The 12,666-nt window shown below is 37.4% G+C and carries 12 protein-coding genes; 3 read left to right on the top strand and 9 right to left on the bottom strand.

Annotation, left to right across the window (positions count from 1 at the left end; translation table 11 throughout):
- Positions 1-76: 76 nt before the first annotated feature.
- A complete protein-coding gene (locus RCG22_RS18875; protein ID WP_308104205.1) occupies positions 77-670 on the bottom strand; it encodes a putative ABC transporter permease in 594 nt (197 codons plus the stop codon).
- Positions 671-753: 83 nt separating this feature from the next.
- Here RCG22_RS18875 and RCG22_RS18870 point away from each other — a divergent pair, with 83 nt between their 5' ends.
- The 3 genes from RCG22_RS18870 (at position 754) to RCG22_RS18860 (ending at position 3,300) form a co-directional block, all read left to right on the top strand.
- Entirely contained in the window at positions 754-1,308 is a 555-nt protein-coding gene (locus tag RCG22_RS18870) for a hypothetical protein (protein WP_308104204.1), read from the top strand.
- A gap of 211 nt (positions 1,309-1,519) precedes the next feature.
- The gene (locus RCG22_RS18865; RefSeq protein ID WP_098262786.1) at positions 1,520-2,245 is read left to right on the top strand and encodes an ABC transporter ATP-binding protein; all 726 of its coding nucleotides are present in this window, start codon (positions 1,520-1,522) and stop codon (positions 2,243-2,245) included.
- Positions 2,242-3,300: an ABC transporter permease gene (locus RCG22_RS18860; RefSeq protein WP_308104203.1), complete on the top strand. Its 1,059-nt coding sequence runs from the start codon at positions 2,242-2,244 to the stop codon at positions 3,298-3,300. The genes RCG22_RS18865 and RCG22_RS18860 overlap by 4 nt, the downstream gene beginning before the upstream one ends.
- Before the next feature lie 50 nt (positions 3,301-3,350).
- Here RCG22_RS18860 and RCG22_RS18855 read toward each other — a convergent pair whose 3' ends face one another.
- From RCG22_RS18855 to RCG22_RS18820, 8 genes are all read right to left on the bottom strand, one after another.
- On the bottom strand, positions 3,351-3,953 hold the full coding sequence (locus tag RCG22_RS18855) for an NADPH-dependent FMN reductase (RefSeq protein WP_308104202.1): 603 nt from the start codon (positions 3,951-3,953) through the stop codon (positions 3,351-3,353).
- A 311-nt stretch (positions 3,954-4,264) separates the two neighbouring features.
- A complete protein-coding gene (locus RCG22_RS18850) occupies positions 4,265-5,716 on the bottom strand; it encodes a sensor histidine kinase (protein WP_308104200.1) in 1,452 nt (483 codons plus the stop codon).
- A complete protein-coding gene (locus tag RCG22_RS18845; RefSeq protein ID WP_308104198.1) occupies positions 5,697-6,401 on the bottom strand; it encodes a response regulator transcription factor in 705 nt (234 codons plus the stop codon). The genes RCG22_RS18850 and RCG22_RS18845 overlap by 20 nt, the downstream gene beginning before the upstream one ends.
- Before the next feature lie 272 nt (positions 6,402-6,673).
- Complete coding sequence (locus RCG22_RS18840) at positions 6,674-7,621, bottom strand: cation diffusion facilitator family transporter (RefSeq protein WP_308104197.1); 948 nt, start codon at positions 7,619-7,621, stop codon at positions 6,674-6,676.
- Between the two features lie 371 nt (positions 7,622-7,992).
- Entirely contained in the window at positions 7,993-8,508 is a 516-nt protein-coding gene (lepB, locus tag RCG22_RS18835) for a signal peptidase I (protein ID WP_308104196.1), read from the bottom strand.
- 68 nt (positions 8,509-8,576) lie between these two features.
- Entirely contained in the window at positions 8,577-9,356 is a 780-nt protein-coding gene (locus RCG22_RS18830) for a DUF6448 family protein (RefSeq protein WP_308104195.1), read from the bottom strand.
- Between the two features lie 350 nt (positions 9,357-9,706).
- Complete coding sequence (locus RCG22_RS18825; protein WP_308104194.1) at positions 9,707-10,900, bottom strand: PDZ domain-containing protein; 1,194 nt, start codon at positions 10,898-10,900, stop codon at positions 9,707-9,709.
- A gap of 171 nt (positions 10,901-11,071) precedes the next feature.
- Positions 11,072-12,529, bottom strand: coding sequence for a S41 family peptidase (locus RCG22_RS18820; RefSeq protein WP_308104193.1), 1,458 nt, complete (start codon positions 12,527-12,529; stop codon positions 11,072-11,074).
- Positions 12,530-12,666 lie beyond the last annotated feature (137 nt).

The following is a 12,666-nucleotide window of genomic DNA, read 5'->3' as shown; positions in this document are numbered from 1 at the left end:
AGGATAAGTGCAAAAAAAAGAACCACACGGGTTCTTCGTCATTTTTATATCGTGTCATTCTTTCGGTGTCAGGCACCTATTGGATTGGATTCGTTGGTTCATCAGTAATAAGATCCTGTAAGGTATGTTTCCGGATGGCTAAGACGAGGTCGGCTAGGAGGTATAGTCCTACCGCTGACCAAATCCATGCCCAATAAGGTTCAATGTCTCCGTACATCAAGACAATTGCAGGGTGAATCCATTTTATGCAAAGTAGCGAGAGAATACTCCAGCAGACAGAAAAAGGCAAACAAATATGTCCATGGAGCTGCAGAGGTGAATTGGAATAGTCCCACCATTGCCGGTTAAATAGTTTCTGTAATAATGACCCTGTCAGATATTCAACCATGGTTGGGATCAAGGTGCAAAGGAGTATCACCACTACCCAATTCGTCTCTGGTGAAATTAGATAGACCAGGAGGACAGGAGTAAAGCCGTACATCGGTTTAAATGGTCCGAATAAAAAATTCGGCTTAAAAAACTCCCGCTTTGTGACGAAGTTATAACTGTTTTCCAGCAGCCAGCCTATCAACGAATATATGGTGAAATAGAAAATAATCGCTGCTGCTCCTTCAAGATTGAAAATATCCGGATTTTGAAACTCAATACCATTCAGCAAGTTAATGATCATGGCTAAACCACCTTTCATGGATAAGAATTTCCCACTTTAGGTTTAACAGCGGGGCTGCCAAATATACAAAAAAATTCCTATTTGTGATTCGGCTGAATTTGGCTGCGGGCGGGATAGATTCCGCCAAATTGGGCCGGGATTCCGCCAACTATCGGGGTTATTCCGCCAAACTGAGCCGGCATTCCGCCGAACTTCAGAAGGATTCCGCCGAATTCGCTTATGATTCCGCCAAACCCCTTTTAGTTACCTTTTTTAATAGAGGCACGAGCCCGTTCACTGTTTGTTTAGCAGCTGGCGCTCGGATTATTGATTCCGCCAACTATCGGGGTTATTCCGCCAAACCTCGGAAGGATTCCGCCAAACTAGGCCGGGATTCCGCCAAACTTCAGAAGGATTCCGCCGAATTCGCTTATGATTCCGCCAACCCCCTTTTAGTTACTTTTTTTAATAGGGGCACGAGCCCGTTCACTGTTTGTTTAGCAGCTGGCGCACGGATTATGGATTCCGCCAACTATCAGGGTTATTCCGCCAAACCTCGGAAGGATTCCGCCAAACTGGGCCGGGATTCCGCCAAACTTCAGAAGGATTCCGCCGAATTCCCTAATAATTCCGCCAACCCCCTTTTGAACACTAATTAGTCGCACCTTTCCTCAGGTTTCGGACCCAAGTACATAGGCATGTGAACGAGGCGAAAAAGCAATTAGACTAACTTTTTTTCAAAAATAAATAAACGCTTTTCGAACTAGTCGACGATAAACAACACATTGTTGTCTTTTGTATATTGCTAATCTCACGCTGAGTTGTAAAATAAAATTATAACCGCGTCAACAATCCTAGGGGGAATGATTGATGGACTCAACCATTAAAGTAGAACAAGTAAGCAAAAGCTTTGGAAAAAAGATTGTTTTAAATAATGTCAATTTAACGATTGAGAAAGGGCAATTATTTGGACTAATCGGTCCTTCAGGGGCAGGGAAAACCACCCTTGTCAAAATGATTGTCGGGATGGAAAAGGCTGATACAGGTTCCATTCATGTCTTAAAGGAGAAAATGCCGAACCTTGCCTTACTTCAAGAAATTGGCTATATGGCCCAAGCCGATGCCTTGTATGTCGAATTAACAGGCGAAGAGAATCTGAAATTTTTCGCTTCTCTCTTCGGGTTAACTAAAGAGGCACAGAAACAGCGGCTTACTTATGTGGCCAACTTAGTAAACCTGACAGATGACTTAAAGAAACGGGTCGCAGCTTATTCTGGCGGAATGAAACGACGCTTATCCTTGGCGATTGCACTCATTCAAGATCCGAAAATACTTATCCTAGATGAACCAACCGTCGGTATCGATCCCGAATTAAAATTATCGATTTGGAAAGAATTTTTACGCTTGAAAAATGAAGAGCAAAAAACCATCATCGTCACGACCCATGTCATGGATGAAGCGGTGAAATGCGATTATGTAGCCATGGTCCGTGATGGCTGCATTTTAACAAGTGGGACGCCAACCGAATTAAAGGCGCTCTACAAAACAGATGATTTTGATGAGGTATTTTTGAAGGCAGGGGTGAAACAATCATGAGAGTGATTGCGCTAATTAAAAGAATTTGTCAACAGATGTTTCGGGACAAACGCACCTTAGCCTTGTTATTTGTTGCTCCACTACTGATTCTTACTCTGATGTACTTTTTATTCAACGGCAATACCGTTGATCCGAAATTAGGGGTTACAGGTGTAGATAGTGATTTAACAGCGGCTTTCAAAAAGGCAGACATTCAGGTGAAAGAATACAAGTCAGTAACAAATCATACCATTCTAGATGATGATCTTGACGGGCTGCTGAAGCAGGAGAATGGCAAAATAAAGCTTACACTTCGGAATGACGATCCTACAAAAGCAAAAGCACTGCAAATGAAGGTCAATCAGGTAACCGCGGCACAGTTACAAGCACAGATGATGATGCAAAGCGCGGGAAAAGCACCAGCTATGGCGCCGAAAAGTATCGATATTCACTACGTTTATGGTGATTCAGACACCGTCTATTTTGATGTATTAAGTCCGATATTAGTTGGTTTCTTTGTATTCTTTTTCGTATTTATTATTTCAGGAATTGGTTTATTACGTGAGCGGACTACAGGCACCTTGGAGCGGTTGATGTCAACTCCGATTCGGAGATGGGAAATCGTTACCGCCTACTTGGTGGGGTATGGACTATTCGCGGTGATTCAAACGATAATTGTTGTTTTCTATGCTATTAATGTATTAGATATCGTCCTTGTCGGGTCGATAGGAAATGTGCTCCTGACCAATTTATTATTAGCCTTGGTAGCACTCTCGCTTGGGATTCTGTTATCGACCTTTGCAGCTTCCGAGTTCCAAATGATTCAATTTATCCCGATTGCCGTTATACCGCAAATCTTTTTTGCAGGAATTTTCCCTCTAGAAGGGATGGCCGACTGGTTACAGGCAGTCGCGAAGGTGATGCCAATGTATTACGCAGGAGATGCCTTAAAAGGTGTGATGTACAAAGGGTCTAGTTTGAGTGATATCAGTGGAGACCTTCTCGCCTTAGTAATCTTCGCGGCACTATTCATTGTTTTGAATATCCTTTCATTGAAAAAGTACCGCAAATTATAAATAAAAAATGGGAGCGATGATTGATTAATCATCGCTCCCTATTTTCATTTTTATCGAATAGTTTTTAATGCGCCGCTCCATGCATTCACTTCATCAAGCATTGCATTTACATTATTAAGGTGTAATTCAGCTGGCTTGAACTCACTGCCGTTTACAAAATCAGTGAATAATGACAAGGTTGGATGTGTGCGAACATCCGCAATTTTTAATTCACCCATGATGCCACGTAAATGTTCAGCTGCACGAGCACCGCCTGTTGAACCATAGCTTACGATACCTGCTGCTTTGTCATTCCAAGCTTCACGCGCAAAATCAAGAGCATTTTTTAATGCGCCAGTGATGCTGTGGTTGTATTCTTGAACAATGAATACGAAACCATCTAAGTTAGCAAGTTTTCCATTCCATTCAGCGATACCAGGTTCTGAACCGTCAGTTGTACCTAAGAATGGTAAATTGAAGTCTGCAATATCAACAATTTCATAATTTGCATCGCCGCGTTTGTCGGCAATCCCTTTCACCCATTCCCCTACTTGTGGGCTAACACGTCCTTGACGTGTGCTTCCTAAAATAATACCAATGTTTAATTTTGTCATTGTTTTTTCCTCCTTTGAGTTTGTATTTGAATCACCAAATAGTCTACCTAAAAAACCCAACTTCAACACCACCTATAATAATTTTTTTATCTAAAAAGTTACGTAGTGTTCATGAATTAACAAAACACATTTTGGCAGGATATTCTCCTACACACTATTACGAACTATCCTTGAAATAAAATATTATTAATTTAAATATTATCAATTAATATATCTTTAATTCAAAGTAATTCTATAATATTAAAATCATTTTGTCAACGAAATAATCTTTTATTTTTCACATAATTAGATTGCCCCAGATAAATAAAAAACCACTTAGCAAAATTTTTGCAAAGCGGCTTTTTCGGATGGTGTCAGGCACAAAAAAGATGCTATTTTTTAATTATTTTTAAACTAAAATTAAACATAGATCCTTGATTTAGAGTGCTTTCTACCCAGGCTTTACCATCTAAGCGGTCCATTATTTCTTTTACAAGGGATAGCCCTAAACCGGCTCCCTCTTTAGATGAAGATCTAACTTGATCGACTTTATAAAATCTGTTCCAAACCTTTGAAAGTTCATCATGAGTAATTCCAATACCAGTATCTATTACATGAACGTGTACTTCACCTTCGTGTATGACAGCTTTTACTGTGATTTTCCCACCTTCGGGAGTAAACCGTATCGCATTAGTGATATAATTAATGAGAACTTGTTCTATAAGGTCTTCATCGCCCAAAACAGGTGGTAAATGTTCCTGCACATCCGCCTTTAAAGAAAGTAATTGATCATCTGCCAATGGTTCAAGATTCATAACGGTTCGGTTAATAATTTCTGAAAGATTTAATTCTTTTTTATTAATCTTAATTTGTCCTGATTCAATTTTCGACAAATCTAATAGACCTTTGACTAATCTTTGTAGTCTCAGTGTCTCTTTAAGAGTAATTCTAAGATATCTATTTTCCTGTTCTTCACTGCTTACAACACCATCTAACAGTGCTTCAAGGTACCCACGAACAGAAGTCAAAGGGGTCCGAAGTTCATGAGAAGCATTTGCAACAAATTCTCTTTGCATTCTTTCCAATGCAGCCATTTTATTTTTCTCATTTTCTAAATCTCGTAAAGTTTTATCAAGGGTGAGCATCATTGTATTAAATGTTCCTGCCAATATACCTATTTCATCAGATGAATATACTTTCGCTTGTTTTGTAAAATTCCCTTTTATCATCTCTAAAGAACTTTTTGTTATTTCCTTAATTGGCTTCGTAATAGACTGTGATATAAAATAACTTACAAACGCAACAATAAGAATAGAGATTATTCCAGCAAAAATCACTATATGCCAGGTCTGAATAATACTTGCTTTAATATCTGAAAGAGGATAACATACAAAAATGGCTCCGGCTACTTTACCCTCCACATATATGGGTAAGGCTACTGTTAAAACAGGTGTCCTTGAATATTTTACCACCCCATAATTTGTTGCAACTTTTCCTTTAAGTGCACTCTCTAGTTGATTAGTTTTTGGATGTAAATGTTCTGTATTATTTTGTCCTTCTAAATCACTAATAAATTTCCTGTCTTTATTAACAATCCACATTTGTGAAATATTTACTTTATTATATTCTTGAATGATTTCTTTACTTCTATTAAATTCTTGATCCTTTATATAAGGATTTAATATTTGAGCCATTTTCTCCCCTTGGGTAATCATTTGTTGTTCTTTTAAACTAAAATAATAACTTTTAAAAAAAAGGTAGAAAAAAAAGCTTACTATTACAATACTGAGAAGGGTTACTATAACATAGGTTTTAAAAAGCTTACTAAATAAGCTTTTCTTCATATTTTATCACCTCAAATTTATATCCTACTCCCCATACAGTTTGAAGGTAAGTATAGGAAAGCCCATTCTCAATCTTTCGTCGCAAACGTTTAATATGGGTATCAACAGTGCGAGAATCCCCTAGATAAGAATATCCCCAAATTTTATCCAGCAAATGTTCTCTATTAAATACTCTTCCTGGATTACTGGCAAGGAACCATAACAGTTCTACTTCTTTTGGAGTACTCATTATTTTTGTTCCATCAACAACAATTTCATATTTATTAATATCAATAACAAGCTTGGCAAATTCCAATTTATCATTATCTACTATTTCTGATTTGGATCTTCTCAAAATAGCATTTACCCTGGCCACAACTTCTCCTGGAGAGAAGGGTTTAGTTACATAGTCATCTCCACCTAAATTTAATCCAAGTATTTTATCCGATTCTTCTCCCTTTGCCGAGAGCATTATGATAGGAATATTCATAGTCAGCCTTAGTTCCTTAGCTACTTGCCAGCCATCTTTAAATGGAAGCATAATATCTAGGATGATTAAATCCGGCTTAAATTGATTGACAAGTGTCAATGCTCTTAATCCGTCCTTTGCTATCTGTACTTCAAAACCTTCTACCTCTAAGTATAATTTAAGTAGATCTGATACATTTTCCTCATCATCTACCACCAAAATTCTTTTTTTATTCATTTACGTTTTCCTCCCTCTGATAACCATTTGATTCGAAATAAAGTTAGGTTATTGCAATAATAACTCCGTAAAAATAAATAATAAGCGGTCCAATATCCAGAAATACTCTATCCAGGGTAGATCCGCTTAACGTCAAACGTATCACTCCTTCATCCATCTAAATCTACTTTTAGTTAAATTTTACATTTCCAACTTTTAAAAAGCACTTGATTTAGATCAAGTGCCTAAAATGGCCTGATACGGGCTAGAATTGTGGGATTAGTAATATCCTTTTAACTCGAGTAAGCCTGTTTTTTAAGCAACATTTCTTTCCCATATAGTCCGTGGTCATTAATTGCAGGATGTTCAATTTGAATGGTTGAGTGTTTGAGACCATATTTATCTTTTAAAAGTCGGTTAATGGTCGAAATAGTACTCAAAGGTTGACTATCTTCACGTATGAATACATGTGCTGTTAAGGAATAGTGGTCTGTTGTAACTGCCCATAGATGCATTTCATGAACGTCTACAACACCTTCGACGGTTCTAATGTCATGGCGAACTGAATCAAGATCAAATTTTTCTGGTACAGATTCCATCAAAATAAGATAGGATTCATGGATAATTTTTGCACCACCAGTAAAAATGATCCCTCCAATTATCATGCTGATTAAAGGGTCAAGGATAGAAAGACCAGTAAAATAAATTAATATGGCAGAAATTATAATACCTACAGAGCTTAGTAAGTCCCCTAAAAAGTGCCACAGTGCACTTTTTATATTTAGATTTTCTTCTTCCTTTAAACTACGACTTAAAACAATAGTAAGAATAATATTAACTAACAAGCCAATAGAGGCAATAATCAACATCAATTGTAGGTCAACTTCTCTCGGATTCATTACTCGTTTTATTCCCTCAATAAATATTCCTAATGCGATAACTGCCAAAGCAAGGCCGTTGATAAACGAAGCTATAATTTCAAAACGGAGGAAGCCGAACGTGTACTTTTTATTTGGGTTCCGTGTAGCCATATAAATTGCTGTCATACTCATCCCTAAAGCTAGTACATCTGAAATCATGTGAGCAGAATCAGATAAGAGAGCAAGAGAATCGGATAAAAAGCCACCAACAATCTCCATAACAGTAAAAAACAGAGTAATAATTAATGTAAACCATAATGTTTTCTTTGATTTATGTTGTTCTTTAACGTGGTTTAGGTGATGATAATCACATTTATTCAATACATTTCCTCCTTACTCAATAAAAACAAATACAATGTGATTATATTTTTAAAAATAAATAATGTCAATTTTAATTGAGAAAATTTTATTTTAATTGAGAATTAATATCATAATTAAACCTATTATAATATGGAATTATCATTACTTTAGTTAATTATAGGTAATAATTATTATCATTTATATTAATAAAATAAATAGAATACTCCTTTAACAGAAGTGAGTATAAAATGAAGATGTGTGAAGGTAACTACCCCAACCCTAAAGTGAACTATTTCAGAAAGTAGAGCACCGTTAACAAGTCTTACTTATAGTAACCAGCCTATTCGTAAAAGGTAATTATTTCATTAAAATAGTTCATTCCTCAATTTCATCTACTCAAGTATAGATGCTCTATTAAAAGGAATTAGAATGAAAACTGCTTTTCCTTTAATATCATTTTCCGATATAAACGGATTTTTCCATGAACGACTGTCTAATGAGTGTTGGCGATAATCTCCTAAAAACAAATATTCCTCATTAGGTACTTTAAACTTTCCAGTACGATTATCTGGATACTTTACATAGGGTTCGTCTAGCTTATGTCCATTGATAAAAACTAATCCATTTTCTTTAATTTCAACTGAATCATTTGGAAGACCAATCACCCGTTTAACCATAGTTTCTTGAAATTCATTAGAGTAAAAAACTAAAATTTCGCCTCTTTTTATCTTATTAACATTATGAATTCTTGTAGTAATAATTCTGTCATTTGGTTTAATGGTGGGGTACATAGAGCCACTAGGAACTAAAATTTCAAAAAAAAGAAACTTATTAATGACAAATGCCATAATTGCCACAGTAACGATGAACGGAATCAAATTTTTCAATGATTTTATAACTAAATTCATAGCATTGCCCCCTTATTTAAAAAACGATTCCCCTCCACTTAATTTAGACGGGAGGGGAATTGTCGATTTTATTTTTTTGAATGCTCTTTATGATATTTAACCGCAAAAATTAAAGTTGTAACAAAAAGGATAGCTGCTAAACTCCATGGAATTAGCGGTAAAGATTCTGCACCTTTTTGACCTTCTTTAGCATTAGATTTTTCACTTGCCTCTGTGTTTGCATGCTGGTCTCCTTGAGCAGCATGTTCATCTGTCATTTGATGTTCGCCACCAGCTTCATGGCCTTCTTCTTCACCTTCTGCGAAATGGAAGAAGCTAACGTAAGATTCAATATATTCTCTTCCAGCCCTAACATTATTTACTTCAAAATCCTTTAAGGATAGAACTTTATCAAATCTCTCTTGTAGTTCCGGCATTTTTCCTTTTGGTACAAGATTTTCTAAAGGTGATAAATTCCCCATTTCAATACTCTTATCTGCTGCTGCAATTTTTTCATCGACAGGAGTTCCATAAGGTTTAACACCGGTATATGGTGCGCCCTCACCTGCCCTGTGAATTCTTACCAGATTTTGAAACAAGTAATTATCAGAGAGTTCCTGTGCTTCAGGACTTAATTTTCTAACCTTCATAGTTAAATCAAATATCTGGTTGATTTCTTTCTCATCATCTGGCTGAACCCACTTTTGAATATAGCTAGGATTATTGGATTCAATAGCCTTTTTTGCGTCTCCAACTACAGGCCCGTCCATCGTATCACAATGAGCACTTGCCATTGTAGGCACGATAGCAGTGATGGCTAAAGCCATTAAAAGTGCACCAAAAAATTTTGGCTTTTTGAATTTTTTCATACAAATTGCCTCCTTATAAGATATTACTCAATTTAAATTTTTTGTTTGATTGAGTATGTTTTTATATTAGAAAACAAATTTGTACTACATAGGGACTATTTGTGAACTTTTTTGTTCAAAGCTTTAAATGGCGCAGGTACTCTAATTAAACTCTTCTGTTCCTCATTAAGAGCATAATTGACTTTTTCCTCTACTTTCAGCAAAAGCATCACCAGCTTAAATAAATCAAATATAAAAAAAGAGAAGCGTCAACTTCTCCAAATAACAGATTCAATTATTCTAAATAATTATGAAAAACCATTCTAGCCTATTATGAAACAATTCTAACTTATTGTGAAAAATTACAAATATTATCCTATTTTCTTATCATATTTGCGGTCATCCTGAACAAAGAGGATGCCCAGTTCGTGGTGGTCTCCTTCGTAAAGTGCACGTTGGACGAAGCGAATTTCTCCATTGGTGTCGAGAACCTCGAGTTTGCAGTGGGCACGGTTTTTTTGTAGTGCTTCGTAAAACACCTTTTCGTCACGAACCAAAACTCCATTCACTTTTGAAACTATCTCACCAACCTGCAGACCCATTTTACTAGCCGGTGATTCGGGAATCACTCCAATAATCATCAGACCTTGATTCTTTTTTGAAAAATAAAATGGAAGATTATCATCTTTTATCGTGGCCATTAATGTAATCATTTCACGGCCAAGAATCGCCAGTGCAGCTACCACAACCGAACTAAGCGGGAACCAATAGCCTGCAACAGCAAGAAGTGAAACGAGTACGCCAAGGGTGATAACCTTGCGTCCATGAAGCTGAATGGCGACTTTAGGCAGCATTCCTTTGATTTGCTGATGAAATCCAATCGCAAATGGCACGAGAATCAATGTGTATTCTTCTGAGCCCAAATGAAAGACTGGCCACCAGTCAAAGGGAAGCTGCAGCGCATTTCCTGGAATAAGGAGGAACAAAGGAACCATCCAAAGGCGCCTTCCTTCATGCAAACCAATGTTTTGACCACGTTTGCTTTTAGCAAGTTTAGGTGAGGTTCCTATGCTGCCATTTTTAAAAATTAGTGTTCCTTCTGCTATTAACATAAATCCAAGCACAACCACCACAGAAGGATAAATCTTATCACCTAAGAACTGAAACGTTTTTGAAAAAAGTGGGATTGACCAATTATTTTCAGCAATCAAGACCATCGTGAAAAAAGCAGCCCCAAACGTATAGGCAGGTGAGATCCATCGTACATTTGTGGTTAAAGACCATACAACCGTAAATAGAGCAATAAGTAGAATGGCAGCAAACGGAACTGCGATTCCTGCAGCAACAATAATAATAGATAAGACCAGTCCGATTAGTATTCCTTGCGGAAATAACTGGCGAAGTTCATAGTAAGCATCATGTGCCCGAATATGAAAGTTTTTTCGCTCGCGTTTCACCCTTGTAACGCCCAAAATCGCTGTTAGGAAAACAAGATAGTATAAAACAGGATGAAGAAATAACTTGCCTGTCCCTTTTAGAAGTTCTACAAGCCATATTTGCACCAATTCCTGCCACCTGCCTCTATCAAAATTTCTAGTAATCTAATATGGAAAAGTCTCCTAAAGAGTATTTTACCAAATTGGAACCATAAAACATATTGCTAGTTTTTAGAAAGTGGATAAAATGTTGAAACATTTCAAGAAGCAAAAGAAAAACAGAGGCGAAAAGCCTCTGCTTTAATCTTTCGTAATTAATCTCAATGCTGTTTGCAGCTGAAGGTCATTTTTTTCTTTTTTCATTTCGGCAATCGCTGCTTCTTCAAATTTAGCCGCTGTTTTGGGACCGATTTTCCCTGATGGTTCCATGTTCACATGGAGTTGGAAGCCCTTTACGGCCATCGTTGTTTCCTTGCTAAAGTAACCGTCCGTCCGCCCTGGGGCAAATCCTAAACCTGCTAGTACTTCTTGCGCATTCTTAACCTGCTCATTATTCATATCCTCTTCCAGAGGCTTATCGATTTGGATAGGATGGGTAGCAAAGATGGCTGGTTGTTTGACGGCCACATCTGGCTGAATCCCTTTTTTGTGGATCCAATTTCCGTCTGGAGTGAGCCATTTAAATAATGTTAACTTGATATTGCTGCCATCCCCCATTGGTACAGCTTGCTGAACCGTGCCCTTTCCAAACGTGGTTTCTCCAATGAGTTTGTAACCAACCGCTTCTTGCAGTGAGCCGGCAAGAATTTCAGATGCGGAGGCACTGCCTTTGTTGACAAGGACAAGCACAGGATAATCCTTTTTCGCTGACAAGGACGAGAAGTAACGTTTTTTCTTACCATCCCGCTGCTCAATTTGGACGTATGGTTTATCCTTTGGAACAAATTTTTTTAGTATTTCACCAACACTATCTAAAAGGCCACCAGGGTTTCCACGGACATCAATAATTAATCCTTTAATATTATCGTTTTCTAACGCAGTTAATTCCTTTTCAAAATCAGTTGCCGTATCTTCTGAGAATGAGGTTAGTTCAATATAACCAATATTTTTTCCATCCTGCTTCTTCACCTGAGCATGGACTGTCTCTAGTGGAATTTCATCCCGTGTAACATCAATCGCTAATGGGTCTCTTAACCCTTTTCTTGCAATTAATAACTCCACCTTTGTCCCTTTTTTGCCGCGAATTTTTAGAGTTGCTTTATTCAAGTCTAGCCCCTCTATACTTTTTCCATTTACCTTTAAAATTTGATCATTCGGCTTGATGCCTGCTTTTTCTGCGGGGGAATTTTTGAATGGTGAAACGATAACAATTTTCCCATCAACCATTCCTACTTCGGCACCAATCCCTTCAAACGACGATTGCAAGGTCTGGGTAAATTGTTGAGCGGTTTCCTTATCCATATAGACCGAATAGGGGTCTTTTAAGACGGAAAGCATTCCCTGTATTGCGCCTTCTACCAACTTCTTATCATCTACTTTTTCTACATACCTGCTTAAAATAAGATCATAGGCCTCCTCTACTTTTTCAAGATCAGCTGTTTTTTCTTCAGCATTTATTTGATGATCTTTCGGAGATTGCATGAGTTCAAGCTTCTTGTTTCCATCCTTTTTATCCATTAACTGCATTCCTGCATAGGTGCCCCCCGCTCCTGTCAAAAGCGAACCCGTCATCAACAGGGCAATCCATCTACGATTCATCCAAATCCTCCTCGCTTTAAAAATGCCTGTCCTATCTATTTACATTTAAAGGCCCCAAATACCTGCCCGATTATTAACTTATATGTTTGGAATGGACGAGTTATGATAAGAAAAGCGGAAGCGCCCGTTTAGCGGCG

It is taken from the genome of Neobacillus nitrireducens (assembly GCF_030915405.1).
Classification (GTDB): Bacteria; Bacillota; Bacilli; order Bacillales; family Cytobacillaceae; genus Neobacillus.
The sequence above is the reverse complement of the archived record's forward strand: the minus strand, read 5'-3'. Positions and strand labels throughout refer to the sequence as shown.